Origin of the sequence: Spirosoma taeanense, assembly GCF_013127955.1 — a bacterium.
Taxonomy (GTDB): Bacteria; Bacteroidota; Bacteroidia; order Cytophagales; family Spirosomataceae; genus Spirosoma; species Spirosoma taeanense.
On sequence record NZ_CP053435.1, the window covers coordinates 1,871,453 to 1,896,395 of the forward strand.

25 protein-coding genes are annotated in these 24,943 nt (G+C 54.0%); 18 read left to right on the top strand and 7 right to left on the bottom strand.

Going from position 1 to position 24,943, the window contains the following annotated elements:
- The first annotated feature begins 57 nt into the window (after positions 1 to 57).
- The 7 genes from HNV11_RS07865 (at position 58) to bioB (ending at position 8,291) form a co-directional block, all read left to right on the top strand.
- Positions 58 to 717, top strand: coding sequence for a tRNA1(Val) (adenine(37)-N6)-methyltransferase (locus tag HNV11_RS07865; protein ID WP_171742105.1), 660 nt, complete (start codon positions 58 to 60; stop codon positions 715 to 717).
- Between the two features lie 104 nt (positions 718 to 821).
- On the top strand, positions 822 to 1,814 hold the full coding sequence (locus tag HNV11_RS07870; RefSeq protein ID WP_171739145.1) for a glycosyltransferase family 2 protein: 993 nt from the start codon (positions 822 to 824) through the stop codon (positions 1,812 to 1,814).
- Positions 1,815 to 1,973: 159 nt separating this feature from the next.
- Positions 1,974 to 2,618 (top strand): inorganic pyrophosphatase, encoded by a 645-nt coding sequence (locus HNV11_RS07875; RefSeq protein ID WP_171739146.1) that lies wholly within the window; start codon positions 1,974 to 1,976, stop codon positions 2,616 to 2,618.
- A gap of 202 nt (positions 2,619 to 2,820) precedes the next feature.
- On the top strand, positions 2,821 to 4,584 hold the full coding sequence (sppA, locus tag HNV11_RS07880; RefSeq protein WP_171739147.1) for a signal peptide peptidase SppA: 1,764 nt from the start codon (positions 2,821 to 2,823) through the stop codon (positions 4,582 to 4,584).
- Positions 4,585 to 4,701: 117 nt separating this feature from the next.
- Positions 4,702 to 5,964 carry a helix-turn-helix transcriptional regulator gene (locus tag HNV11_RS07885; protein ID WP_171739148.1) on the top strand — a complete coding sequence of 421 codons (1,263 nt, stop codon included), beginning with the start codon at positions 4,702 to 4,704 and terminating at the stop codon, positions 5,962 to 5,964.
- A gap of 73 nt (positions 5,965 to 6,037) precedes the next feature.
- The gene (locus tag HNV11_RS07890) at positions 6,038 to 7,231 is read left to right on the top strand and encodes an acyltransferase family protein (protein WP_171739149.1); all 1,194 of its coding nucleotides are present in this window, start codon (positions 6,038 to 6,040) and stop codon (positions 7,229 to 7,231) included.
- Positions 7,232 to 7,295: 64 nt separating this feature from the next.
- Positions 7,296 to 8,291, top strand: coding sequence for a biotin synthase BioB (gene bioB, locus HNV11_RS07895; RefSeq protein ID WP_171739150.1), 996 nt, complete (start codon positions 7,296 to 7,298; stop codon positions 8,289 to 8,291).
- 127 nt (positions 8,292 to 8,418) lie between these two features.
- Here the strand turns inward: bioB and HNV11_RS07900 are convergent, their stop codons facing one another.
- The gene (locus HNV11_RS07900) at positions 8,419 to 9,591 is read right to left on the bottom strand and encodes an MFS transporter (RefSeq protein WP_171739151.1); all 1,173 of its coding nucleotides are present in this window, start codon (positions 9,589 to 9,591) and stop codon (positions 8,419 to 8,421) included.
- 215 nt (positions 9,592 to 9,806) lie between these two features.
- On the opposite strand from HNV11_RS07900, the gene HNV11_RS07905 reads away from it, so the two are divergent.
- Entirely contained in the window at positions 9,807 to 10,289 is a 483-nt protein-coding gene (locus tag HNV11_RS07905) for a hypothetical protein (RefSeq protein WP_171739152.1), read from the top strand.
- Between the two features lie 72 nt (positions 10,290 to 10,361).
- Here the strand turns inward: HNV11_RS07905 and HNV11_RS07910 are convergent, their stop codons facing one another.
- Positions 10,362 to 11,171 carry a hypothetical protein gene (locus HNV11_RS07910; protein ID WP_171739153.1) on the bottom strand — a complete coding sequence of 270 codons (810 nt, stop codon included), beginning with the start codon at positions 11,169 to 11,171 and terminating at the stop codon, positions 10,362 to 10,364.
- Between the two features lie 93 nt (positions 11,172 to 11,264).
- On the opposite strand from HNV11_RS07910, the gene HNV11_RS07915 reads away from it, so the two are divergent.
- On the top strand, positions 11,265 to 12,056 hold the full coding sequence (locus tag HNV11_RS07915; RefSeq protein ID WP_171739154.1) for a UDP-2,3-diacylglucosamine diphosphatase: 792 nt from the start codon (positions 11,265 to 11,267) through the stop codon (positions 12,054 to 12,056).
- 58 nt (positions 12,057 to 12,114) lie between these two features.
- Here the strand turns inward: HNV11_RS07915 and HNV11_RS07920 are convergent, their stop codons facing one another.
- The 4 genes from HNV11_RS07920 to HNV11_RS07935 all read right to left on the bottom strand — a co-directional run bounded on the left by HNV11_RS07920 (position 12,115) and on the right by HNV11_RS07935 (position 14,942).
- Complete coding sequence (locus HNV11_RS07920) at positions 12,115 to 12,843, bottom strand: carboxypeptidase-like regulatory domain-containing protein (protein WP_171739155.1); 729 nt, start codon at positions 12,841 to 12,843, stop codon at positions 12,115 to 12,117.
- Between the two features lie 137 nt (positions 12,844 to 12,980).
- Positions 12,981 to 13,814 (bottom strand): phosphatidate cytidylyltransferase, encoded by an 834-nt coding sequence (locus tag HNV11_RS07925; protein WP_171739156.1) that lies wholly within the window; start codon positions 13,812 to 13,814, stop codon positions 12,981 to 12,983.
- Positions 13,795 to 14,013, bottom strand: a complete 219-nt coding sequence (locus HNV11_RS07930) for a putative signal transducing protein (protein ID WP_171739157.1) — start codon at positions 14,011 to 14,013, stop codon at positions 13,795 to 13,797. Before HNV11_RS07930 ends, HNV11_RS07925 begins: the two co-directional genes overlap by 20 nt.
- Positions 14,014 to 14,054: 41 nt before the next feature.
- The gene (locus tag HNV11_RS07935; RefSeq protein ID WP_171742106.1) at positions 14,055 to 14,942 is read right to left on the bottom strand and encodes a CPBP family intramembrane glutamic endopeptidase; all 888 of its coding nucleotides are present in this window, start codon (positions 14,940 to 14,942) and stop codon (positions 14,055 to 14,057) included.
- Positions 14,943 to 15,209: 267 nt separating this feature from the next.
- Between HNV11_RS07935 and dusB the strand changes: the two genes are divergently transcribed.
- The 8 genes from dusB (at position 15,210) to HNV11_RS07975 (ending at position 23,247) form a co-directional block, all read left to right on the top strand.
- A complete protein-coding gene (gene dusB, locus HNV11_RS07940; RefSeq protein WP_171739158.1) occupies positions 15,210 to 16,199 on the top strand; it encodes a tRNA dihydrouridine synthase DusB in 990 nt (329 codons plus the stop codon).
- A 39-nt stretch (positions 16,200 to 16,238) separates the two neighbouring features.
- Positions 16,239 to 17,177, top strand: coding sequence for a DMT family transporter (locus tag HNV11_RS07945; RefSeq protein WP_240163837.1), 939 nt, complete (start codon positions 16,239 to 16,241; stop codon positions 17,175 to 17,177).
- 59 nt (positions 17,178 to 17,236) lie between these two features.
- On the top strand, positions 17,237 to 17,734 hold the full coding sequence (locus HNV11_RS07950; RefSeq protein WP_171739159.1) for an acetyl-CoA carboxylase biotin carboxyl carrier protein subunit: 498 nt from the start codon (positions 17,237 to 17,239) through the stop codon (positions 17,732 to 17,734).
- A gap of 31 nt (positions 17,735 to 17,765) precedes the next feature.
- Complete coding sequence (locus HNV11_RS07955) at positions 17,766 to 18,719, top strand: sugar phosphate isomerase/epimerase family protein (RefSeq protein ID WP_171739160.1); 954 nt, start codon at positions 17,766 to 17,768, stop codon at positions 18,717 to 18,719.
- 72 nt (positions 18,720 to 18,791) lie between these two features.
- Positions 18,792 to 19,523, top strand: coding sequence for a UMP kinase (gene pyrH, locus HNV11_RS07960; RefSeq protein WP_171739161.1), 732 nt, complete (start codon positions 18,792 to 18,794; stop codon positions 19,521 to 19,523).
- Positions 19,524 to 19,623: 100 nt separating this feature from the next.
- Positions 19,624 to 20,184, top strand: coding sequence for a ribosome recycling factor (gene frr / locus HNV11_RS07965; protein WP_171739162.1), 561 nt, complete (start codon positions 19,624 to 19,626; stop codon positions 20,182 to 20,184).
- Positions 20,185 to 20,208: 24 nt separating this feature from the next.
- The gene (locus HNV11_RS07970; RefSeq protein ID WP_171739163.1) at positions 20,209 to 20,436 is read left to right on the top strand and encodes a hypothetical protein; all 228 of its coding nucleotides are present in this window, start codon (positions 20,209 to 20,211) and stop codon (positions 20,434 to 20,436) included.
- Positions 20,437 to 20,640: 204 nt separating this feature from the next.
- Positions 20,641 to 23,247: a YfhO family protein gene (locus HNV11_RS07975; RefSeq protein ID WP_240163839.1), complete on the top strand. Its 2,607-nt coding sequence runs from the start codon at positions 20,641 to 20,643 to the stop codon at positions 23,245 to 23,247.
- Between the two features lie 86 nt (positions 23,248 to 23,333).
- On the opposite strand, the gene HNV11_RS24200 is transcribed toward HNV11_RS07975, so the two are convergent.
- Positions 23,334 to 23,450 carry a 30S ribosomal protein THX gene (locus HNV11_RS24200; protein WP_171739164.1) on the bottom strand — a complete coding sequence of 39 codons (117 nt, stop codon included), beginning with the start codon at positions 23,448 to 23,450 and terminating at the stop codon, positions 23,334 to 23,336.
- Between the two features lie 115 nt (positions 23,451 to 23,565).
- On the opposite strand from HNV11_RS24200, the gene HNV11_RS07985 reads away from it, so the two are divergent.
- On the top strand, positions 23,566 to 24,939 hold the full coding sequence (locus tag HNV11_RS07985) for an ethanolamine ammonia-lyase subunit EutB (protein ID WP_171739165.1): 1,374 nt from the start codon (positions 23,566 to 23,568) through the stop codon (positions 24,937 to 24,939).
- Positions 24,940 to 24,943 lie beyond the last annotated feature (4 nt).

A 24,943-nucleotide genomic window follows, 5' to 3' on the forward strand; every position in this document is an offset into this window, starting at 1 on the left:
TTCGTTCCGATCGTGTTCGCCTTCAAACAGTTTATCATTCAACAGGACCGCACGGCCATGAAGGTCTGCACCGATGCCTGTGTGCTGGGGGCGTATGCTGACGTAAGGGGCCAGCGCCTTCTCGACATTGGCACCGGTACGGGGCTGCTCGCGCTCATGGCCGCGCAGCGTAACTCCGCAGCCAATATTGACGCCGTAGAGATCGACGAAGCGGCTTTCGGACAGGCGATGGAGAATGTTGCCGCCAGTCCGTTTGCCGATCGGGTGCGGGTTGTGCACGAGCGGATTCAGGACTGGACCGGTAAGTCGGCGAACCAATTGTATGACCGGATTCTGACGAACCCACCGTTTTATACGAACCACCTCCGTTCGCCCGATGCCGCCGTTAACCGCGCCCTGCACACCGATGAACTGCCGTTCGAAGACCTGATTGTCGCCGTTAACCGGCTCCTGCAACCAGATGGGCAGTGGTGGGTACTTTTGCCACCCTACGAAACCAAAACCCTCACCGAACTGGCCGGGGAAGCCGGGTTAAAACCGTTGCGTCGGCTTTCGCTGCACCACAATGCCCGCAAGCCGGCCTTTCGGATCATAACGGGCTTTTCATACGGCGAGGAGCCACTCATCAACGAAACGCTGGACTGCTACGAGTCGGACGGACGCACTTATACGCCGGAATTTCGGGCGCTGCTGCGTGATTTTTACCTGATTTTTTGATCTTCTTTCCGACCTTTACGAATGATTTGACGATCGGTGAACGGTCTGCCGGTATGGTTGCGTTTAATCCGTAGGCCCCTGATCGTTACGCCTTGATTTAGTACATGACTGAACCGCTTCAACTTACCGTCCTGATTCCGCTGTACAACGAAGAGGAATCACTGCCTGAACTCCACGACTGGATCGTGCGGGTCGTGACGGAATATCATTTTACGTACGAAATCCTGTTTGTGGACGACGGCAGTACCGATGAGTCATGGGCCGTAATCGAACGCCTGGCGAGCGTCAATCCAAACGCGCGCGGCATCCGGTTCAACCGGAACTACGGTAAAACAGCCGCCCTGCAGGCTGGCTTTCAATGCGTTCGGGGGCAGGTCGTTATTACCATGGACGCTGACCTTCAGGATAGTCCGGACGAGATTCCGGAACTGTACCGGATGATTGTTGACGACAAATACGACCTTGTGTCGGGCTGGAAGCAGAAACGCTACGACCCATTAACCAAGACGCTGCCAACCAAGTTATTCAATGCCGTCTCGCGCTGGATTTCGGGCGTGCAACTGCACGATTTCAACTGTGGCCTGAAAGCGTATCGGCAGAAAGTAGTAAAAACTATTGGGCCATCGCTATACGGGGATATGCACCGGAATCTGCCCATTGTGGCGAACTGGAACGGCTTTGGTCGGATTGGCGAAAAAGTTGTGCAACACCGCGCCCGTAAATACGGCACCACCAAATTCGGGCTGGAGCGTTTCGTGAATGGGTTTCTGGACGTACTCGTCATTGCCTTCGTTCACCGCTTCAGCAAGCGGCCCATGCACTTTTTCGGGACATTTGGTACGCTCTCATTCTTTATTGGTACGATATTGGCTGTCTGGTTAATTGCCGAGAAACTGATTAACATTGCGCAGGGGATCCGGTACCGAAACGTAACTGATAACCCGCTGTTTTTCTTTGGGTTAGTGGCCATCATTCTGGGGGTTCAGTTATTTCTGGCGGGTTTTCTGGGCGAAATGCTGGTGCGGCAGTCGCTGACCAAATCCGGCGATTCGCTGATTGCGGAGCGGATTGGCTTTCTTGATAAAATGACCGCTTGAGCGAAATCCGGTAACATCCTGTTTCGCTTTGTATATTTGCCTTGTTCTATACATTCCGCGTTACGTAGTGTTGCGTTCTTTCCGGCACTGCTTAGCGCGGAATGTGTGTTTTTAGTTTCAGATAAACTCCAATTATTACAGTTTTTTCTTTAAAATAGTATGCAAGCATTTTTAGAGCCGACTCCACTCGATCCAATGGCAAAAACTCCTTCCAAAGCCCACCCCTGGCATGGTATTTCGCCGGGCGAAAACGCCCCCCGCATCATTACTGCCTTCATTGAGATTGTTCCAACCGACACTGTCAAGTACGAAATCGATAAAGAATCGGGCTATCTGAAAATCGACCGGCCTCAGCAATATTCCAATATCATTCCGGCGCTTTATGGCTTTGTACCCCGGACGTTTTGCGGTGACCGCATTGCCCGCCTGGCTTCAGAACGGTCGGGGCGGACCGTGGCAGAGGGTGATGGCGACCCGCTCGATATCTGCGTGCTGACCGAGCGTGAAATTACCCACGGCGATATCCTGCTGCAGGCTATTCCCATCGGTGGTTTCCGCCTGATCGACAAGGGCGAAGCCGACGATAAAATCATTGCTGTTCTGAAAGGTGACGCCATGTATGGTCAGTATAACGACCTGAGCGAGCTGCCCGAAGCGGTTGTGAAACGGCTGCGCCACTACTTTCTGACGTATAAAAACCTGCCTGGCGAGCCCGCCGTTATGGAACTGGCCAGCGTGTATGGCCGTGATGAAGCCCTTGAGGTTATTCAGACGTCGATGGACGACTATGCCGACATGATCTAACGTAACCGATACGCCGTAAAAGGAGCAGGAAACAGGAGAATGGCGCCCAGCCAGATTCCCGCTTTCCTGCTCCTTTTTGTTTTGCCCGTTTATGAACCACTTATCCGCCTATAGACGCACTCAACATTTTTCTGGGAAGTCGGCCGATTTAGCCATTAATTTTGTTTATTCCGTGTAGGAACACACAACCTATTACCAATACATGCGACAGTTTTTTAAATATGTTCTGGCCACCATCGTAGGTCTGATCCTGTTCTCCTTCGTCGGCTTTATTCTGCTTGTGGGTATGAGTGCGGCCCTGACGTCGGCTTCGGAGAGTAAATTGGCGGTAAGTGCAAACTCCGTATTGAAACTGGACTTGGACGAGCCGATTCAGGAGCGGAGCGAAGACAACCCGTTTAATGGGTTTGGGCCCTTTAACAGCACCGGCGACGCAATTGGTCTGGTTGAGCTGAAACAGGCTCTGAACGATGCCAGGGACGACGATAATATTCAAGGCGTTTATCTGCAGGCCGAAAACCCACAGGCTGGCTGGGCATCGCTCGAAGAGGTCAGAAATGCCCTGATCGACTTCAAGAAATCGAAAAAATTCGTGTATGCCTATGCCGAGACCATGACCGAGAAAGGCTATTATCTGGCTTCGGTGGCGGATAAAATCTATCTGAATCCGGCTGGCGAACTGGAATGGAACGGTTTGAACGCAGAACTGTCGTTCTTCAAAGGTACGCTCGATAAACTGGGTATAGAGCCCGAAATCTTCCGGGTAGGTGAGTTTAAAAGTGCGATTGAGCCCTTTATTCGGGAAAATATGAGCGAACCTAACAAGCTTCAGGTGACATCCTTTCTGAACTCGGTAAACGATCACATGCTCGTGAAGGTAGCCCAGAGCCGGGGACTGCGCGTGGATTCGCTCAAGCGCTATGCCGACAATCTAGTTATCCAGAAACCAACTGATGCGTTACGTACTAAACTCGTGACAAATGTTGGGTATCAGGATGAAGTGGAAAACCTGATCCGTAAACAGCTGAAGGTTGAGGAAAAGAAAAAAATCAATTACGTTTCGCTGAGCAAGTACAAAGACAATAAAGACAACGCCGAGGGAAGCAGCAGCAACCGGATTGCGGTGATTATTGCTTCGGGCGATATTGGCTCCGGCAAAGGCGATCAGAACAGCATTGGTTCCGAAACGATTGTCGAAGAACTGCGTAAAGCCCGGCTGGACGATAAGGTGAAAGCGATTGTGCTGCGCGTGAACTCGGGTGGTGGCAGCGCGCTGGCCTCCGACGTAATGTACCGGGAAGTGCAGTTGGCGCGTCAGAAAAAGCCGGTCATTGGCTCCATGTCCGACTACGCAGCTTCAGGCGGCTATTACATGCTCATGGGATGCGACAAGATTGTTGCGCAGCCTAACACCATTACGGGATCTATCGGCGTGTTCTCGCTCCTGTTCAATACTGAAACTTTCTTTAAGGATAAGCTCGGTGTAACGTACGACCGGGTAAAAACTAATACCAATGCCGATTTTCCGAGCGTAACGCATGAAATGTCGCCGGTTCAGAAGCAGGCCCTACAACGCTCAACGGAGCGCATTTACGCCGATTTTACGTCCAAGGCTGCGGCCGGACGGCATCTGCCGGTCGACAGTATCCGGGCTATAGCCGGTGGTCGCGTCTGGACGGGAACGCAGGGCAAAGCCATTGGCCTGGTTGACCAGCTCGGCGGACTGGACGACGCGATTAAACTGGCTGCTCAGTCGGCTAAGCTAAAAGAAGGTGATTACCGGACGAGGTACCAGCCGCGTAAAAAACCGTTTTTTGAGCAGCTGATGAGCTCGTTCACCGATGATGAGGATACCCGGATTCAGGCGCAGCTGGGCGAACTTGCCCCCTATGTAAAGTATCTTAGAAAGCTTAAAACGATGGAAGGCATTCAGGCACGACTGCCGTTTGAGATGGACATTCGCTAACGAAGAATTTTGGTTTGCCGTGTTTGGAAGACCTGTAGGGTGGTAAATACCTTACGGGTCTTTTTTTGCCCTGACCACTTTTCTTTACCTTGCCTACTAAGAGCTACGACTGTTCTGATGCAGACCCTCCCCGTTCACCTCGACCTGTTTGCGCTGATTATTCTGCTGGGTATAGCCCAGGGATTATTTCTGGGCGTATTCTTCCTGACGGGTGAGCGTGGCCGGAACGTCGCCAACCGATGTCTGGGATGGTTTATGCTGGCGCTGGCGGCTGTAACGAGCGAAATTTTCCTTTGTTACACCAACTATATGTTCCGGCTGCTGGAACTGGTTGATTTTTCGGAGCCGGTTAACTTTACGGTCGGACCGCTTTTCTTTTTTTACGTGTTCGCGCGGCTGCACGGTCGGTTACCCCGGCGCTGGGGCTGGCATCTGCTGCCATTGGGGATTTGGATGGTTAATGCTCTGACCTGGTTTTATCAGCCAATCGAGTTCAAATACGACTCTTACGTTGACTCCTATCATCCGGAACTTCCGTTCGTACCGACGCAGCACTACCTGACGGAAGATTTTACCGGCCTACGGGATTACGTCAGCGAGTTGACCATGCTGAGTTGTCTGGTGTATATCATTCTGGCGCTCATCGAGATTCGGCGCACGTATAGCCGTCAGGGGCTTTCGTGGCGGCAGTCAGCACCCGCCCGGCTGGCGCAGCTCAGAAATCTGACGCTGCTCAACCTGTCGTTCCCAATCCTGATTGGGTTGGTAAAGCCGCAGTTTTACGAAGACCTGGGGGACTACATTCTGGCCTGTCACGTAACGGCTCTAATTTACGTCCTTAGTTTTCTGGTGATGCGCGGCTCTGATTTTTACAAAGTTGAAGAACCGTTGGAAAGCCGGAGGGAACCCGTGCCGGTCGAACCCGAATCGCCCGCTGAACCCAGGAAGAAATACGAGAAATCAGCTTTATCGGAGGAAGTTGAAGAGGCTGTGCTGGCGAAGCTAAACCGGCTGCTGGAATCAGACAAACCTTTTTTGCAGCCAGACCTGTCGTTGCCCAGACTGGCACAGCAACTGAATACCAGCCCACATCACCTGTCTCAACTGCTCAACGACCGGCTGGGGCAAAGTTTTTTCGACTGGCTGGCAACCCACCGCATTGCTGAAGCTCAGCGGCTGCTGCGTGACCCGGCAACGACTAACCTCAAGATTGACGAGATTGCGGAGCGGGTTGGCTATAATTCTCCTTCTGCGTTTCATACAGCCTTCAAGCGACTCATCGGTCAGACCCCGGCCCAGTACCGGGAAGCAGCCGGAACCGGATCGGCGACGCCAGAACCGGCCGAAGCGGCTTCGTCCCGGTCGGCGCGAACTTCATAATCATCGGGAAATAGCCCTTTCGGTGGTCAGGAAGGTAGTTTTGGGCCATTAACCAATTTAATCCTGCAACTCAATGGCTCCGGTTACTCAGCCCACTTCCAACTCGATCAAAGGGGGACATTCAGATTCTCTACGTCGCTATGACCTCGATTGGCTGCGCGTCATCGCCATCCTGACGTTATTGTTCTACCATACCGGCATGATTTACGTGAGTTGGTGGTGGCATATCAAAAGCGCAGAGCATAGCCAGCCGATGGAGGAAGTCATGCGCTGGCTGCACCGCTGGCGCATGCCGCTTTTGTTCTTCATCTCCGGGGCGGGAACTTTCTTTGCCCTGCGCAAACGCTCTTTTGGGGCATACGCTGGCGAGCGGGTCCGGCGCTTGTTTGTGCCGCTGGTGTTCGGCATGTTCGTCGTGGTCCCGCCCCAGATTTATTATGAGTGGCTGTTTCGGAGTCGCTTTAGCGGCAGCTATGCCGAGTTCTATCCGGTTGTACTGGAATTTAAGCCATATCATGGCGGGCCAGATAGCGGGGCCTTTAGCTGGCACCATCTCTGGTTTGTGGCCTATCTGTTTCTGTATTCCGTGTTGAGTATCCCCCTGTTTCGTTGGTTAAAATCAGCGCGTGGGCAGCGTCTCACCGATCATATTGGTTCGCTCATTGAACGTCCGGGCGGGGTAATGGTGCTGGGCTTTGTGGTAATTTTCAGCAGCCAGATTTTACTGAAACCGTTCTTTCCCAATGAAACCCATGCCTTGATCAATGATTGGGCCTACTTTGTCAAGAATCTGCTGTTGTTCTGGTTAGGTTATGTATTAATCAGCCGTCGGGCCTGCTGGCAGACCCTGACCGATCAACGAAGGCTGTTTCTGTATGCCACATTGGTTAGCACCGTTTTACTGTATGCCATCCGGACGGTTTATGAGCCTGAAAACCAGCGGGTACTGGTAGTCGAAGTCCTTTACGAAATGAATGCGGATTGCCTGACGTGGTTCTCGGTATTAATGACGGTGGCTTACGGCTATAAATACCTGAATGTTAACCGTCCTGTATTGCCCTATCTGAACGAAGCGGTCTATCCATTTTATATTTTGCACCAGACGGTCATCGTCATCATCGGCTATTACGTTCTGACAAAAACCCGCCTGGGCGTTTACGATGGATTTCTGACTGTAAGCCTTTCATCGTTAGTGGTTTGTGTTACTTTGTACCTGCTGCTCATCCGGCCATTCAAACTAACGAGATTATTGTTCGGTATGAAATAAGTTGGCCGTTTACCCCGGAGCATCTAAATTTACCCGATTACCGATCAACCAATTACCGAATCTCATGCTCCGTACTGATTGGACCCGCGCTGAAATAGCCGAGATTTATAATTCACCTGTTCTGGACCTGATTTACCGGGCGGCTACCGTCCACCGCCAGCACCACGACCCACAGGAAGTGCAGGTTTGTACGCTTTTATCGGTTAAAACCGGCGGTTGCCCCGAAGACTGCGCCTACTGCCCGCAGGCGGCTCGCTACCATACGGCGGTCAAGGTGCATAAACTGATGGCGGTAGATGAGGTGCTGACGGCCGCGCAGCGCGCTAAAGACACGGGCAGCACACGTTTCTGCATGGGGGCGGCCTGGCGGGAGGTGCGCGACAACCGCGACTTCGATAAGGTGCTGGAAATGGTACAGGGCGTCAATGAAATGGGGCTCGAAGTGTGCTGTACGCTCGGCATGCTGACCGAAAGCCAGGCGCAGAAGCTCAAGGATGCGGGCCTGTATGCCTACAATCACAATCTCGATACCAGCGAGGAGTTTTACGGCGACATTATCAGCACCCGTACCTACGACGACCGGCTGGATACCTTGGGTCACGCCCGCAAAGCCGGGATCTCGGTCTGTTCGGGTGGAATCATCGGCATGGGCGAGTCGGAGCAGGACCGGATCGGCATGCTGCACACACTGGCTACGCTGCCTCAGCATCCGGAGTCAGTGCCGGTAAACGCGCTCGTGCCGGTCGAAGGGACGCCCCTGGAAGATCAGCCGCGCGTATCGGTCTGGGAAATGCTCCGCATGATTGCCACCGCCCGAATCATTATGCCGAAGGCGATGGTGCGGCTTTCGGCCGGGCGCGTCCGGATGAATACCGAAGAGCAGGCCTTGTGCTTCCTGGCGGGGGCCAACTCGATCTTCGCCGGCGATAAACTCCTGACTACGCCAAACCCCGGCGACGACCTCGATCAGCAACTGTTCCAGACGCTGAACATCCGGCCCCGCAAGGCCTTCAAAAATCAGGATCAGCCGGCCGTTGTGTTCGAGCAGATTCCTCTGTAAACTGTAACACCGGGCGGCTCACGGGTCTGTCCGTTTATAAGCCAACCAAACTTAAAGCCCGGCTCCTGAATAACCATACCAGGAGCCGGGCTATTTTTTTATTCAGATACCCGAAAAGAGTATCTGGTCAGGCCTGTTTGCGCATCGCCCACAGACCTAAGATAGGACCGGGAAGCAGGCTGTAGAACAACCAGCCTGTAACACCAAACTGCCCCAGCAGCCAGGCCATGAGCTGAATAGACAATACCGTTAACAAAAAACCGAAGCACGTAACGAGCGTCAGAATACTCCCCCGGTTTTCAACAGCGGTGTTGCTGGCAACGAGGGTCGAAAACTGCGGAGAGTCGCCAGCGACGCTGACTCCCCAAACCAGGAGAAACAGGCCGAACAGAAAAGGCGGAGCAGCCAGCAGCAGGGGAGTCAGCGCGATACATAACCCTGATGTTAGGAGGAGATACCGGGCTACCCGCGTGCTGCCTGTCTGCATGGCCCAGTACCCGCCCCCCACGCACCCCACGGCTCCTGCCGCAATAGCCCCGAACGCCCATAAGGAATTTGTTATGGCTACGTCAGGATGCTGTTGCTGGTAGAAGCCAATCAGGGTTGGCAGAAAAGCCCAGAGCGTGTAAAGCTCCCACATATGGCCAAAATAGCCGAACATGGCCGGTCGAAACGGGGAAGGTTTCCAGATCGAAACCAGCGCCTGAAACCGAAAAATGTTACCCTGATATTGGACCGGTTTTGCCGGGACCACCAGCATCAGTAAAACCCCACCGCTAATAGCCAGCACACTGACCGATACGATCAGGGCGCGATACGGGATACTGGCGCCTAATCCCCGGATCAGGTACGGAAAGGCGGTGCCCAGTACTAAAGCGCCTACCAGAAAGCCCATCGCCCGACCTAGTCCGGATTTGAACTGGTCGGCGGCAATCTTCATACCGACGGGATAAACGCCAGCCAGAAAGAAGCCAGTCAGGAATCGGCTAACCAACAATGAGCCTGTATGTAGAGGTAACAACAGCCAGATCAGATTGACCAGCGCGGCCAGCAGAGCCGACACCAGAAAAACGTGAGTTGAGCGAAACCGGTCGGGCAAGGCAAAGAGGGCATAGCTTAAGGTTCCGGTGATGAAGCCAGCCTGCACGGATGACGTAATCCAGCCGGTTAAACCCGTGGACTTAAGTAAAGGCTGAAGTTCGGGGAGGATGGCGGTACCGGCAAACCAGAGAGAAGTGCCGGCAAATTGAGCGAATACGATAACCAGCAGTTGAACACGGGTATCCAAGGAAGCATGCATTGTCAAAGATAGGTATTCGAACGAATCCGGTGTCTCCAGCAGGTATAGTCAATAAGCCGAACAACTATACTTGGAAAATAAGTTTACGTTTTTATGAAAATATAAATAACAAAGATATTGATAAATAAAATTTTCGTGTAAATTTCGGCGTAGAACCATACGATCCCGGTAGGGTTTGTCGTTGCTTAAAAAAAACACCTATGATTTTTAGACCAATGAAAGCTCTGCTCGTCGCGGCTCTGTTGACCGGGCAACTCGCTCTGAATGCCTGCCAACCGCAGAACGAAGCCGTGCTTCCCTCAGAAACCGTAACATCCCTGAACAAGGCCACAGTATCTGACTGGACAGCCGTTGACGCTGACATCTGGGCAGCCAGTGCAAAAACGCCAAAGGCACGCGTTGCCGGCTTCATCGACAATGCCATCACCAGTGCGGTTGTTGAAGAAGGTTTGGTGGTTGCGTTTCACCGCGATCCGGCTACCGGAAACGTTCGTACGCTGCCCGCAACGATAGGCGATCAGTCGCTTTCGTTTACGTACTATGCTACCAACAATAAAGGTATTGTCAGTCTGCAGCAGGAAGCTCCTGAACCTGTTGCCGGGGAGTACCGCTGGGTCGTTGTACCGAAGGAAGTTGCTGCCACGGTGAACTGGAACGATTATAGCGCCGTAAAACAGGCGCTTAAGCTGGAGGAATAAAGTATACAGCACCATTACGCAAACGGGCGGCTCACTGAGCCGCCCGTTTGCGTAGGCAGGAAGTCAACTGGCTTAGTTCCAGTCGGCATAATCCTCGTTAAAATGGTCCATAATGATCCCCGCCAGTTGCTTTGCTTTCTGTTGCTGAACAGCGGGGCCGCCTTTGATATTCACCCGGACGTTGATGATATGGTTGTTATACAGTACGTGCATCGTGTTTTTGGCCGGCTCCCATACTGCCTTATCTCCGATATTCGACAGAGCGATAAACTTACCTGTGCTCACGGCTGGCTTAACAAACTGCGTTGCGGCTGGCGTGATACCCGACACTCGATTGGATGAATCATTCATAGCTGACGCATCTTCGTCAATATCGCCATTGGCGCCACCTTCGGGTTCGATTGCCGGACGCTCGGCACCTGTACCTTCGGTTTCAGGGCCGGTATAAGCAGGTTTCCCGCTGGTGCTGCCCATCTGGCCATACACCTGGCTGGTATCTCCCTGAAACATTTTATTGAACGTATAGGCAGCGTGGTAGATAGACGGGTACGGCTTGGGGCCACCGAAACCAATGGCAGCCGAACCACCAGACCAGCGAAATTCGCATCCGTTTTGGTAGTCGAGTGTTTCCATCTCATCGTGGAGCCCCAGATTGAATACGCTCTGTACAAATCCTTCACTCAACTGATTACAGGGTTCATCGTACCCGAAGCGATGGTCGGTACTGAGCAGCCATACACCCGTTACTTCCCTGGCCAGATAGGCGCTGCCGGTGCCGGCCGCATCATTGGCGTCGTCGGTTGGATTGCCGTTATCGCCCTGAAAACAGGACATCAGAAAAGCGGCCGGGAGGGCACATAGAACAAATGTTTTAATTTTCATGATGAATGGAATCGTAGTTTTTATTACTACTAATTAGCGGGGCGGGTTGTTTCGGTGAGACTTCCGTAATTTTGGGCAGAATTACCCACCTGCATGTCTCATATCGAAACAATTTCGCTTGCCCCCGGTCGTAAAGTTTACTTTGCGTCTGATTTTCACCTCGGTACGCCTTCTCCCGACCAGAGCCGCCTGCGCGAGCGGGCCGTTGTGAACTGGCTCGATCGTATTCGGCCAGACGCCGAGGCAATTTTCCTGGTTGGCGACGTGTTCGATTTCTGGTTTGAATATAAGCGGAGTATCCCCAAAGGGTTTATCCGGTTGCAGGGCAAACTGGCCGAACTGACCGACGCCGGAACCAAAATCGTTTTGTTTACCGGCAACCACGATATGTGGATGAATGACTACTTCACGCAGGAAATGGGCATCCCGGTTTACCGGAAACCCCGCCCCTATATCTTCAATGATAAGCGATTTCTGATCGGACACGGCGACGGCCTTGGCCCCGGCGACTTTACGTATAAACAACTCAAGCGGGTGTTCGAAAGCGGGCTGGCGCGTCGGCTGTTTCGGTACCTGCACCCCGATCTGGGTATCGGTCTGGCGCAGGCCTGGTCGCGTCGGAGCCGCATCAGTAATCTGGCGAAAGGAGAAGAGCATTTTCTGGGCGAAGACCGCGAGTGGCTGATGCTCTACTGCCGGGAGGTAGAAGCCCGCGAGCATCATGACTACTATATCTTCGGCCATCGGCACCTGCCGCTTGATCTGGCCGTATCGCCCGGCAGCCGTTACGTTAACCTCGGTGAGTGGGTAACGGCCAAAACTTACGCTGTTTTTGACGGCACAGACCTGCAACTGAAAACGTGGACCGCCGACGTTCTAAGCTGAGCAGTCACCGTTACGTAAAAAACGAGCGATAAGGAAATAGGGGTTTGGTTGCGATGCGTTAGTTCCGATCCTGAAGGATATCTTTACGGGATACGTTTTCGCGGGGGGCCTGGTTGATTTCGCTCCGCCACTCTTTATTTTTCAGATCACCCCGCTTGACCGACCGGATGAAGTTGGCCCAGGCAAAGGGGTTGGTAAACGCGAAGGTAGGCATCTGGCTACGGCCAATGATGGACTCGCGCCCAAAGAACTGCTGGTTCACGAAATTCTGGTGATTGGCTACGGCCCCCATCGGCATTGTGGCCGCCTGCCGCAGAATGGCCTGCGGATCCATGTTTTTAGCCAGGTTGGCGCGCTCCTTTTCGTCGGGCAGTTTCAGATTCACAAACGCTTCCTTGAACAACTCTTCAGTCGCGTAGGGATACACCTTCACTTCGGCCAGCGTTTTAACATCTTCCTGAAGCGCCACCACCGCCGAATACGTCAGGTCGGTCAGGCGACGCGGAATGACGTGATACTGCGTTCTGAAGCCTACGTAACTGAAAATGATACTATCGCCGGGAAAGACCGGCAGGGCGAAATAACCGTTTGGCGCTGCGAGTACCCCTCGTCCGGCTTTCGGGATATAAATATAAGCGCCGGGCAGCGGCTCATTGGTTTTGCCGCCCGTGATAAAGCCCGTGAACGTCACTTGCCGGTCCTGCCCCTGTGCCCGCGCGACCGAGAATACTCCCGCCAGAACAAACAACACCAGAGCTAACCCCAATAACGTCAATGATTTTTTCATAGGCACACAAACCATAATACAAAGTAAACGAGGAAAAGGCAGGTTATGGTTTCTATTACTCCAATTTTAAGAAAGATTAAGAAGCCAAATACGGGGGGAAAGTGCTGATCAGACAGGCCTGGTCCGGGCGCCTAGTCTCAGGCAAATAACTTCAGGAAAGTGATGATGAAAGGCGCTGCCAGTAGCAGGCCGTCGAAGCGATCCAGAAACCCACCGTGGCCCGGAATGCTGCTGCCGGAGTCTTTGATGGCAATACTTCGCTTAAATAGCGACTCAACCAGGTCGCCGTAGGTACCGGTTACCACGATAATCCCGCCAACGCAGTACCACTGCCAGGGGCGAAGCTCGGGCGCGAAATAAGCCAGACCGAGGGCGATCAGCGCGGCCGCGGCCGCCCCGCCAAGCGCGCCTTCCCACGATTTCTTGGGCGAGACCCGCTCGAACAGCTTACGTCGGCCAAAGTGCGTACCGGCGAAGTAAGCACCAATGTCGCTGGCCCAGAGCAGCAGCAGACAGCCTACAATAATCGTTGGGTGGTAGGTGCCGCCCCGCAGGGCCAGAATAATTAGCAGGGCGAAAGGCATGGCTACGTAAATAATCCCTAAAAACGTAAAGCCGATGTTGGTGAATGGCTTCATGTCGCGCTTTTTGTAGAGCTTGATCAGGAAAATCATTGAGGTAGCCGGGCAAAGCAGGAAATAGTTGCCCGTGCCCATCATGCCGGTTTCGACAAAATAGGCCAGCCCGCACACCAGACAGCCGACCAGTGTGCCGTAGGCCGTCAGAGGCTCGAAGCCATCAAGGCCGAGCAGCCGGTAAAACTCCCGCTGGGTCAGGGCGCTGATCAGGGTGAACAGCAGCGCAAACGTCCAGTCGGCGTACAGAATCATAAACAGAATAAACGGAACCCCCGCTACGGCAGCAATAACCCGCTGCTGAAGGTTCGACATCTTAGCTAAACGTTGCTTCATTCTCCAGAATTACTTTGGCCAGAACCGCGTCTTTAGCCAGTACGTGTACTTCACTTTTGCCCCAGCCAATTGTGGGGTAACTGCTGCTCTGCCGGTTGATAACCACCGCCGGAATATCATGTTCGCTGAGCAGCGCCTTGGCCAGCTCTGCCCGGTGGGGCAGGGGCGTAATATAAACCGATTCCCAGTTTTCTGACATAATTTACATGCTATAGAGCAGAACTTTCCTTAACGGGTGGGTCACTGGACGTCGTGCACGTGATTTCGTTTCCTGAAAAAATACAGCAGGCCCGTCGTCGCGACCAGTGAAACCAGCGCGATGGTCAGCGGCACGGACTCGGTGCTTTCAATATCTACCGGAACAACCCTGCGCTGATACAGGTACACCATCAGGACCGTGAAGCCGTTATTGACAAAATGCGCCAGAATCGGCACCCATAGATTCCCTGACCATACGTATAGATACCCGAACAGCGCGCCCAGCAGCATCCGGGGGAAAAAGCCCAGAAACTGCAGGTGAATAGCGCTGAACAGCGCAGCCGCCAGCCAGATGCCAACGTGCTGATTGCGGGTCCAGTAGCTGAGGTTACGTTGCAGAATACCCCGGAACAATACTTCTTCGCCAATGGCTGGAATAACGGCAATAACCAGGATCGCCATCAGAAGCTGACCAACGGTTTTAAAAGTTGTCAGGTATTTGGTTAGGCCGTTGAGCTTGTCTTCCTGATCCCGCATCCACTGTTCTAGTGGGGCCAGTGTTTCGGGCAGGCGGATATTCTGATTCCATTCGATGATGAGTCCGTCGAATGGCATAAACGCAACCACGATCAGTGCAACAGTGCTCAGCCCCGCTACATAGCCAAGAGGCCGGGCGCTAAACTGCCCCCAGGTTCGGCGCTCAATCCAGTACCAGTACGCCAGGGCGGGCAGTAGAAACGTACCGAGGTGATTGATTGCCTGGAGTGTCATTAGTTCATACCAGCCGTTGGGCGAGGCCGACGGATGAGCTGCCAGCTGGGTTATATAAGCCTGAGCTTCAGTAGGCTCCAGGCCCCTGAAAAGAACCAGTAATGCGAACAGAAAAAGCGTGCTGACAACGCCCCCCATCAGCACAAAACCGACGAGCATACTGAGCCCACCGAGTGTTGGTGGCCGCGAACCGGGGCGGTCGGGCGTATAGATTGGTTGCATATTTCCTGTAAATTTACAGACTCGTTCGCATAATCCGCAAAAGGGAACCAATTCAGCCTTTGGATTGTGCTAAAACTTAGCGTTCGCTAACGGATTGGCAGGCCACATCAGGCTAAACAATCCGTGGGCCTGTTCTGGTTTAAAAAGACACAGACAGGAAAGTTGAATAACGACGCGCCCGGATTATTTAAGAAAGAATTGAACATGGTCAATATTGGCAACATACAACTCCCGGATTTTCCATTGCTGCTGGCACCCATGGAAGACGTCAGCGATCCGCCGTTTCGGGCGGTTTGTAAAGCCAACGGAGCCGACCTGATGTATACGGAGTTCATCTCGTCGGAAGGGCTCATCCGCGACGCAGCCAAGAGCGTACAGAAGCTGGACATCTTCGAGTATGAACGCCCCATCGGCATTCAACTCTTTGGCTCCGATGTAGAGACAATGGGCGAATGCGCGAGGATTGCCAGCCGCGCCAACCCCGACCTGATTGATATTAATTACGGTTGTCCGGTCAAGAACGTAGCCTGCCGCGGGGCGGGGGCGGCTTTGCTGCAGGACATTCCGAAAATGGTGCGCATGACCGAAGCCGTTGTTAAAGCGACGCACCTGCCCGTAACGGTTAAGACTCGGCTCGGCTGGGACGATAGCACCAAGAACATAGAGGACGTAGCTGAACGATTGCAGGATATTGGCATCAAAGCCCTGACGGTGCATGGCCGCACGCGCGTGCAGATGTACAAGGGCGAGGCCGACTGGACGCTCATTGGCCGCATTAAAAACAATCCCCGGATTCAGATTCCAATTTTCGGTAACGGCGATATCGACAGCCCGGAAAAGGCGCTTGAATACAAAAATCGGTACGGCGTCGACGGCGTCATGATCGGTCGGGCCAGCATCGGGCACCCCTGGATTTTCGACGAAATCAAGCAGTTTGTCCGCACCGGCGAACACCGCCCCGCGCCAACCGTAGCCGACCGGGTGGCGGTTTGTCGGCAGCATCTGGATTTTTCGATCCGCTGGAAAGGTGAGATAGTAGGTCTGTTTGAAATGCGACGCCATTACGCCAACTATTTCCGGGGGCTACCCGACTTCAAGCCTTACCGAATGCGACTCGTTACACTGGACTCTTACGCCGAAACGAGTGCGGTGCTGGACGAAATAGCCGAGCGGTACGCCGAAGAACTCGTTTGACCCGTATTAATATCTGTTTACGTAACGGTTGATAGCTTAATGCGTAAACAGAGAGAACAAATGCTCCAGAACAGCAGTCCAGAACCCGTCGTTATTCCGCAGAAACGGCCGCTGCTGGCCTGGGCGCTGCTCTGTACACTGGCACTGGTGTGGGGGAGTTCGTTCATCCTGATCAAACGGAGCCTCGGTGCTTTTCCGCCCGAGCAGGTTGCCGGTGGACGACTGCTGTTTGCCTTGCTGTTCTTTCTGCCGTTTATGGGCACGCAAAGCCGTCAGGCCGAGGTCCGGACGTCCGTTCAGCATCGGTGGGTGGCGCTCCTGGCATCGGGTATCATTGGGTTTGTGATTCCCGCTTTTCTGTTTGCCGAAGCGGGCGCTCATCTCAACAGTTCGCTGGCGGGCGCACTCAACTCACTCAGTCCGTTGTTTACGTTGATTCTGGGCGCCGTGTTTTTCGGGCAGGCGCTTAAAATCCGGCAGGTAGCGGGTATTCTGTTGGGGCTGGCGGGGTCATTGCTGCTGGTGTTTTTCAGCGCCACGGGTTCGTTTCAGGTGAACGGCTATGCGCTGCTGGTGGTACTGGCAACGATCTGTTACGGATTAAATACCAATCTGATTGGTCGTTACCTGAGCCACCTGCCCGCGCTGGTATCCACAGCCTGGCTGTTTGCCTTCGCTGGGCCCATTGCGCTCCTGACGCTCACCCCAACTGATTTCTTTGTGCGCGTGTTTAACCCTGCGAACAGCTGGTCGCTGGCGGCTCTGGTTACGCTGGGGGTGTTCGGGTCGGGCCTCATGTCGATTTTCTTTAACCGGGTCATGCAGCTATCGTCGCCCCTGTTTGCGGCTTCGGTTACGTATCTGATTCCGATTGTGGCGCTGGGCTGGGGCATGCTCGACGGCGAAACAATTTATCTGGTGCAGTTTGCCGGTATGGGCGTATGTTTGCTGGGCATTTGGTTGATAAACAAGTCCTGATTTAGTTTGCGGTTCCCAGCTAATAATTGGGATAATTGACAACAAACGGCCCTCACGTCATGTACCAGACAACCCTCAACGACCAGCCCATTCAGATTGACTTTACGGCCAGCGGACCAACCGTTAACGGCGAAATCTTCGCCTGGGACCTGGTCCGGCTTACCGACCGAACGTTTCACATTCTGCACCAGAATCAGTCGTTCACAGCTGAACTGCTGGAACTGAATACGGCCGAAAAGACGGTCAGCCTGCGGATCAACGGCACCATTCACAACGTACCGCTTAAGGACCGCTTCGATCTACTGCTCGAAAAAATGGGCATGAGCAGTGCCGCCAGTGCGAAAGTCAACGATTTGAAAGCTCCCATGCCGGGAATGATCGTTGGCGTTTCGGTTCAGGCGGGCGATGCCGTAAGCAAAGGCGACAGTCTGTTTATCCTCGAAGCCATGAAAATGGAGAATGTTTTGAAAGCACCCGCCGACGCCACGGTTAAGTCCATCCGCACAACGCAGGGCGACCGGGTCGAAAAAGGGCAGGTCCTGATTGAGTTCAGTTGAGTAGTTCAACCGGTTAGCGGCTTTTGAAGGCATGGACGATCTGCATTCCCGGCGAAATTTTCTGAAGCAATCGGCTTTGGCGGCCGCAGCGCTGCCGTTGCTGCCCACAACTTTTGCGGAAGCCGGTATAATGGCGGATGGTGCACTGCCCGACATTCATATCTTCTCGAAGCATCTGCAGTTTCTCAGCTACGCAGATATGGCCGCAGTGGCCGCCGAGATGGGCTTCAAAGGCATCGATCTGACCATACGGCCGCAGGGCCACGTGCTGCCCGAGCGCGTCGAAGCCGATCTGCCTAAAGCCGTTGAGGCCATGAAAAAAGTTGGACTGGCTCCCCAACTCATGACTACGGCTGTGGATGACGCCAGCGACGCAACCAGTGTTCGACTACTAAAGACGGCCGCGGGGCTTGGCTTCCGGACGTACCGCATGGCCTGGTATCAGTACGACGCCAACCGGAGCCTACCCGAATCCATTGATCAATATCGGCAGCAGATGCAGGCGCTGGGGCAACTAAACAAGACCCTGGGTCTGGTAGGTTGTTATCAAAATCACGCCGGGCAGCTGGTAGGCGCGTCGGTCTGGGAACTGTGGGAAATGCTCCGAACCGCCGACCCGCAGCACATGGGCATTCAATACGACATCCGTCACGCGACCGTTGAAGGCGGCTTATCGTGGCCCAATGGGCTGCGGCTGCTCCAGCCGCGCATAAAAACCCTTGTGCTGAAAGATTTTCGGTGGGAAAAGAAAGACGGCAAGTGGGTCGTGCAGAATACGCCCATTGGCGAGGGAATGGTTGATTTCAAGACCTATTTCGGACTGCTGAAAAAATATAATCTGCGGGTTCCCATATCGCTGCATGTGGAGTATCCACTGGGCGGAGCTGAAGAAGGAGCGACGCGCCTGTCGGGCAGTCCCGAGAGAGTCTTTGCGGCTATGAAACAGGATCTGGCCCGAATCAGGGAACTCTGGCAGGTCGCCTAATTCCCTTTCTCTTTACGTTAGCTACAGGTCGCTAACGCCTTTTTGCTATCTTTGCCCGCAAAATTCCCCTTCATGACGTCGCAAACAAAGTATAAACGCATTCTGCTCAAACTGAGTGGAGAGGCATTGGCTGGTCCATCCGGCTATAACATCGACCCCGCCGTACTGGAGCAGTACAGTCTGGAAATCAAACAGGTAGTAGACATGGGCGTTCAGGTTGCCATCGTTATCGGCGGAGGCAACATCTTCCGGGGCGTATCGGGCGAACGCTCGGGTATTGACCGGGTGCAGGGCGACTACATGGGTATGCTGGCGACGGTGATCAACGCAATGGCCATCCAGAGTTCGCTGGAAAAGCACGGTATGTTTACCCGCGTGATGTCGGCGATCAAAATGGAGCAGGTCTGCGAGCCTTACGTACGTCGCCGGGCCGTACGCCATCTCGAAAAAGGCCGCGTAGTCATTTTCGGCGCCGGAACCGGGAGCCCCTATTTCACCACCGACACCACCGCCAGCCTGCGAGCCATTGAGATTGAGTCTGATGTGGTGCTGAAAGGCACCAAAGTGGATGGCGTATACACCGCCGATCCGATGAAAGACAAAACGGCTACGCGGTATACCAGCATTTCGTTTGAGGACGTTTACGAAAAGAAGCTAAGCGTTATGGACCTGACGGCCTTTACCCTCTGTCAGGAAAACAACCTGCCCATCATCGTGTTCAATATGAACGAGCGGGGAAGCCTGCTGCGGGTGATACAGGGCGATACAGCTACCGGAACGTTGATTGCGTCGAACGTAGATTAGCAAATCAGTCTGAAGTTGTATGGTCATGCGGTTGTTTCATGACCAGGCGTGTGCCTCCGGGCAGCTTTAAGACTTTAGGACTGGACAACTTAAACTAAACATGGAAGAAATCGAGCTATACCTCGACGATGCAAAAGACACGATGGAAAAAGCGCTGAAGCACTTATCCATCGAATTAACCAAAATCCGCGCCGGTAAAGCTTCGGCTCAGATGCTCGACGGGATTCAGGTAGAATATTACGGCACCATGACGCCCCTCAATCAGGTGGCCTCCGTCAATACGCCCGATGCCCGTACCATTGTTGTGAAGCCCTTCGAGAAAAAACTCATTGGTGAGGTGGAGAAAGCCATTCGTAACTCGAACGTTGGGCTGGCTCCCAATAACGACGGCGAACAGATCCGGCTCAGCGTTCCGCCCCTGACCGAAGAGCGTCGGCGCGACCTTGTCAAGAAAGTAAAGCAGGAAGTGGAAACTGCGAAAGTAAACGTCCGGAACATCCGCAAAGACACCAACGATGACATCCGCAAACTGGTAAAAGAAGGCGTATCGGAAGATGCCGTCAAACAAGGGGAGGAGCGCGTTCAGAAACTGACCGACGCCTTCATCGCCCGTATCGACGATACGTTTGCTGCCAAGGAAAAGGATATTTTATCGGTGTAGGCTAACGTGGGTAGTTATAACACAATGTATGGAACAAAGCTGATCATGCTGGTTGCTTTTGGGCTGATAGCCTGCGAGGGCGGCAGCTTCAAGAAACGAAATTGTAAGTCCTGCGAAACGGTGACGTATGGCCAGCAGACGCAGCCAAGACGGATTGTAAACCAGGTCTGCGGGGATAATCAGGTTTCGGCCTATATCACTGCCAACACCATCAGCAATAGTAGTCTGACCGTGGTTACGACCTGCAAATAATGAGGTGTAGGGCCTGAACCAGCGACGTATAGCCTATTTGTAATAGCCAGTCCAGCTCACCGGGACTGGCTATTGCTTTTCTCTATTACGTATTACCCGCCTTTGGGCGGGGATAAAGACGACCTTACTACTTCCAACAATCCCTTCGCTCCGCCCGGCGTTTGGTCTAAACCCGTATCTTTGGGCTACGTACCGTTATATTTTATGAACCAACCTACTCTATTCCAAAGGCTTCGTCCGCACCTGATTGCTGTGCTGGGATTGCTCGTGCTGGCCATCATCTATTTTTCGCCGGTGCTGTCGGGCAAAACGCTGTCCATGTCCGATGTGCAGCAGGCGTCTGCATCAGCCCGCGAGATCCGCGAGATAGCGCAGCAAACCGGTGAGAAGCCACTTTGGACCGACGCCGTTTTCAGCGGGATGCCCGCCTACATGATTGACTTCAATTACCCGTATATATTTGTTTACAAGGCCATATCGACGGTAGTCTGGTGGCTTCCTGCCGACGCCAACATTGTGTTTGTCGTGATGCTGAGCACGTATCTGCTGCTGTTTGTGCTGGGCTGCAATCCGTGGTTGTCGGCTCTGGGTGCAGCTGCCTACGGCTTTGGAACGTTCGGCATCGTCAGTCTCGAAGCAGGTCACGTTTCCAAGCTGTTTGCGATGGGCTACGGAGCCGGTGTGCTGGCGGGGGCGATTTTAACCCTGCGCGGCCGCTATTGGGTTGGCGCAGCCATCACGGGACTGTTTATGTGCATGGAATTCGGCGCTAACCACATTCAGATTACCTATTACCTGTTCCTGACGCTGGGTCTTTACGTACTGATTGAAGGTATTTCAATGGTTCGGGCGGGCAAGTCGCGGCAGTTGATGCTCGGTCTGTCCACGCTGGCAGTGGCCAGTGCGCTGGCGGCCGGGAGCTTCGGTAAGCGACTGCTGGTGCTGAATCAATACACGAAAGAAACCATCCGGGGTACTTCTGAGCTGACGGCTAAAACGACTAATCCCGACGGTAAATCGGCCAGCAACGAATCGAAGAGCGGTCTGGATAAGGAGTATGCATTCAGCTATAGTTACGGTAAGGCCGAAACCCTGACCCTGCTTATTCCCAACTTCTCCGGTGGCGCTTCGGGGGGCGGACTTACAACCGATTCGGAGTTCTATAAAGCTCTGGTGAACCGGGGACTTGACCCGGCTTCGGCGAAGCAGTTTGTTGAACTGGGCGCGCCGACCTACTGGGGCGATCAGCCGATGGTGGGTGGTCCGGCCTATGCGGGGGCGGCTCTGCTGTTCCTCTTCGTGCTGGGGCTGTTTGTTATCCGTGGGCCCATCCGGTGGTGGCTATTGAGCGCAGCTGGTCTGATGATCGTGCTGGCGTGGGGCAAAAACCTGCTGTTCGTTAATGAGTTCCTGTTCGATAACCTGCCCTATCTGAATAAATTCCGGGCTATGACCATGGCGCTTTGTCTGGCGCAACTCTTTCTGGCGGTCGGAGCCGCTTTGGGTGTGCAGACCATTATTAGTCAGAAGCTAACCTTCGCTCAACTGCGTCAACCGCTGTTTATTAGTCTGGGCTTAACGGCGGGGGTAGCCCTGGTGCTGGCCCTGCTGGGCGGTGCCTTCTTTTCGTTTCAGACTCCCAATGACATAGACATCCTGGCGCGGTATTTTGGCGAGGCCGCAAAAGACTTTCAGACGGCGCTCATCAACGACCGACAGAGTATGCTGCGGGCCGATGCCTTCCGGTCGCTGGTTATTATTCTGCTGGCTGCCGGGGCCATCTGGCTGTTCGTCACGAATAAAATCAAGCCTGTTGTGTTCTATCCGGTACTGCTGGCGGTGGTGATTTTCGATCTGTACGCCGTTGACAAACGCTTTCTGAACAATGCCGATTTCGTGTCGAAGACGCAGGCTAATACGCTATTTGAACCAACCGCTGCCGATCAGCAGATTCTTCAGGATAAATCGCTGGGGTATCGGGTATTCGATCAGACGGTTGACTTCATGAACAGCAACCGAACATCGTATTTTCATCGCTCCATTGGTGGCTATCACGCGGCTAAACTGCGCCGGTATAACGAGTTGATTACGTATGCGTTTCAGCCTAACACGTTGAATCTGCTGAACATGCTGAACGCGAAATACGTCATTCAGGCCGGCCAGCCTGACCCGGCCAATCCGCAGCAGCAGGGGGGACCTGTCGCGCTGCCGAATCCGCAGGCACTGGGTGCCGCTTGGTTTGTTGGAACGGTGCAGCCGGTGGCCAATGCCGACGAAGAAATTGCGGCCATGAAAACGCTGAATCCGCGCGACTCGGCGGTGGTGGATAAGCGGTTTGCCGATCAGCTCGCTAACCTGCCGACTCAGCTGGATCATACGGGCAGCACCATTCAGCTCACCAGTTACCGCGGTGACCGGCTGACGTACCAGGTGAATGCCGTGCGTGAAGGACTGGTTGTATTTTCCGAGGTTTATTACCGGGGGCACGAGGACTGGCAGGCGTTTCTCGACGGTAAGCCCGTGCCGCACATGCGGGCCAATTACGTGCTTCGGGCCATGCGTGTTCCAACTGGAAAGCACACCATTGAATTCAGGTTTGAGCCTCCGTTGGCTAAAACGGGCGATATGATCGATTTGATTTCCAATGTACTGCTGATTCTGCTGATTGCCTTCGTTATTTTCCACGAAGGCCGCCACCGGCGCTCTCAGGTGATCCTGGCCCCTGAAGCGGACGTTCCACCCGGCCAAAGCGGTCCGGGTCCGGAGCCCGCCAAACCAACGGCTAAGCCAACAAAAGCTAAAACGCGCTAACTATAAAAACCTGCTTATCGGCGGGTAGGTAGTACACATCAGAGCGGACTAACGTAGCGTTGGTCCGCTCTGATGTGTTTTGGCCCTTACTTGGCTTCTGGTTTAGCCTCAGGTTTAGAGGCTTCTGTCTTGCTGGGCCGGGTTTTGCCATACGAACCCATCGAGATTTTCCCCCTTTTTGATTTCTTGTCGCCTTTACCCATGACTGGTGTTTGGTTTAGTTGTGGTTTTCTCCACTATTACCCAAAAAGGAAGCGGTTTGTTTGGGGTTGGGCCTATCAGTTGTTCGGTTATCTTTACCTTTCCAATGTCGAATACATGCCTTATCGCCATACCGTTCGCCAGACGACTTATGTTTTCGACGATCTGAAAACACTGCTGGCCCGCGCTACGCCCCTGCGGTCGGGCGATGAACTGGCGGGTGTTGTGGCCCGGTCGGCGGAGGAACGTATCGCGGCTCAGATGGCCCTGGCCGATCTGCCTCTGACGACATTTCTGAACGAAGCCGTTGTTCCGTATGAGCAGGACGAAATAACGCGGCTGATCCTGGACACCCACGACGCCAACGCTTTTGCCTCCATTCGTCACCTGACTGTTGGTGATTTCCGTAATTTCCTGCTGGGTGAATCCGTCCCCATAATTAGTCAGCTCAGTGCTGGCTTGACGCCTGAAATGGTCGCGGCTGTTTCGAAACTCATGCGGAATCAGGACCTGATTACGGTCGCGGCCCGCTGCGAGATAATCACGAAATTTCGGAACACGATAGGAGGGCGGGGGCGGCTTAGTACCCGGCTACAGCCCAATCACCCCACCGACGATGTCCGGGGTATTGCGGCTAGCCTGCTCGATGGACTGCTGTACGGTTCTGGCGACGCCGTCATCGGCATCAACCCCGCCACCGACCATGTGCAGACAACCGTCCGGCTGCTGACCATGCTCGACGCGGTCCGCGAGCGATTCGCCATTCCAACCCAGACGTGCGTCCTGGCACATCTGACTACCACACTGCAGGCAATTGAGCAAGGCGCTCCGGTAGACCTGGCCTTTCAGAGCATCGGCGGTACCGAAGCCGTCAATACGTCGTTTGGCGTCAATCTGGCGTTGCTGCGGGAAGGGCTCGACGCAACCCGGTCGCTGAAGCGAGGGACGCTGGGGCAGAACGTAATGTATTTTGAGACAGGGCAGGGCAGTGCGCTCTCGGCCAACGCGCACCACGGCCTGGATCAGCAGACGGTCGAGACTCGGGCTTACGCAGTGGCTCGGGCGTTTGAACCGCTGCTGGTCAATTCGGTCGTCGGGTTCATTGGACCAGAATACCTGTACAACGGCAAGCAGATCATTCGGGCGGGGCTGGAAGACCACTTCTGCGGCAAACTGCTGGGCTTACCCATGGGTATAGACATCTGCTATACGAACCATGCGGAAGCCGACCAGGATGATATGGACACGCTGCTGACGTTGCTCGGTGCGGCCGGGATTACGTTTATTATGGGCGTACCCGGCGCCGACGATGTGATGCTGCACTACCAGAGTACCAGTTTTCATGATGCACTGTACCTGCGTGACCGTTTCCAGCTGCGGCCCGCGCCAGAGTTTGAAGCATGGCTGGCAAGTATGGGCATGCTGGATGATAAGGGCCGGCTGGTGCCGGTGAGCGCGGGGCATCAGTTGCTGGAAGGGCTGAACATCTGACGCG

Excerpts from the sequence above, each read along its gene's own strand:
- HNV11_RS07945 (WP_240163837.1), top strand. The coding sequence starts at position 16,239 with ATGCGTAAACAGAGAGAACAAATGCTCCAGAACAGCAGTCCAGAACCC.
- sppA (WP_171739147.1), top strand. The coding sequence starts at position 2,821 with ATGCGACAGTTTTTTAAATATGTTCTGGCCACCATCGTAGGTCTGATC.
- HNV11_RS07900 (WP_171739151.1), bottom strand. The coding sequence starts at position 9,591 with ATGCATGCTTCCTTGGATACCCGTGTTCAACTGCTGGTTATCGTATTC.
- HNV11_RS07915 (WP_171739154.1), top strand. The coding sequence starts at position 11,265 with ATGTCTCATATCGAAACAATTTCGCTTGCCCCCGGTCGTAAAGTTTAC.
- frr (WP_171739162.1), top strand. The coding sequence starts at position 19,624 with ATGGAAGAAATCGAGCTATACCTCGACGATGCAAAAGACACGATGGAA.
- pyrH (WP_171739161.1), top strand. The coding sequence starts at position 18,792 with ATGACGTCGCAAACAAAGTATAAACGCATTCTGCTCAAACTGAGTGGA.
- HNV11_RS07970 (WP_171739163.1), top strand. The coding sequence starts at position 20,209 with ATGTATGGAACAAAGCTGATCATGCTGGTTGCTTTTGGGCTGATAGCC.
- HNV11_RS07950 (WP_171739159.1), top strand. The coding sequence starts at position 17,237 with ATGTACCAGACAACCCTCAACGACCAGCCCATTCAGATTGACTTTACG.
- HNV11_RS24200 (WP_171739164.1), bottom strand. The coding sequence starts at position 23,450 with ATGGGTAAAGGCGACAAGAAATCAAAAAGGGGGAAAATCTCGATGGGT.
- HNV11_RS07975 (WP_240163839.1), top strand. The coding sequence starts at position 20,641 with ATGAACCAACCTACTCTATTCCAAAGGCTTCGTCCGCACCTGATTGCT.
- HNV11_RS07925 (WP_171739156.1), bottom strand. The coding sequence starts at position 13,814 with ATGAAGCAACGTTTAGCTAAGATGTCGAACCTTCAGCAGCGGGTTATT.
- HNV11_RS07890 (WP_171739149.1), top strand. The coding sequence starts at position 6,038 with ATGGCTCCGGTTACTCAGCCCACTTCCAACTCGATCAAAGGGGGACAT.
- HNV11_RS07985 (WP_171739165.1), top strand. The coding sequence starts at position 23,566 with ATGCCTTATCGCCATACCGTTCGCCAGACGACTTATGTTTTCGACGAT.
- HNV11_RS07885 (WP_171739148.1), top strand. The coding sequence starts at position 4,702 with ATGCAGACCCTCCCCGTTCACCTCGACCTGTTTGCGCTGATTATTCTG.
- HNV11_RS07905 (WP_171739152.1), top strand. The coding sequence starts at position 9,807 with ATGAAAGCTCTGCTCGTCGCGGCTCTGTTGACCGGGCAACTCGCTCTG.
- HNV11_RS07865 (WP_171742105.1), top strand. The coding sequence starts at position 58 with ATGAAGGTCTGCACCGATGCCTGTGTGCTGGGGGCGTATGCTGACGTA.
- HNV11_RS07920 (WP_171739155.1), bottom strand. The coding sequence starts at position 12,843 with ATGAAAAAATCATTGACGTTATTGGGGTTAGCTCTGGTGTTGTTTGTT.
- HNV11_RS07930 (WP_171739157.1), bottom strand. The coding sequence starts at position 14,013 with ATGTCAGAAAACTGGGAATCGGTTTATATTACGCCCCTGCCCCACCGG.
- HNV11_RS07935 (WP_171742106.1), bottom strand. The coding sequence starts at position 14,942 with ATGCTCGTCGGTTTTGTGCTGATGGGGGGCGTTGTCAGCACGCTTTTT.
- bioB (WP_171739150.1), top strand. The coding sequence starts at position 7,296 with ATGCTCCGTACTGATTGGACCCGCGCTGAAATAGCCGAGATTTATAAT.
- HNV11_RS07910 (WP_171739153.1), bottom strand. The coding sequence starts at position 11,171 with ATGAAAATTAAAACATTTGTTCTATGTGCCCTCCCGGCCGCTTTTCTG.
- dusB (WP_171739158.1), top strand. The coding sequence starts at position 15,210 with ATGGTCAATATTGGCAACATACAACTCCCGGATTTTCCATTGCTGCTG.
- HNV11_RS07955 (WP_171739160.1), top strand. The coding sequence starts at position 17,766 with ATGGACGATCTGCATTCCCGGCGAAATTTTCTGAAGCAATCGGCTTTG.
- HNV11_RS07875 (WP_171739146.1), top strand. The coding sequence starts at position 1,974 with ATGCAAGCATTTTTAGAGCCGACTCCACTCGATCCAATGGCAAAAACT.
- HNV11_RS07870 (WP_171739145.1), top strand. The coding sequence starts at position 822 with ATGACTGAACCGCTTCAACTTACCGTCCTGATTCCGCTGTACAACGAA.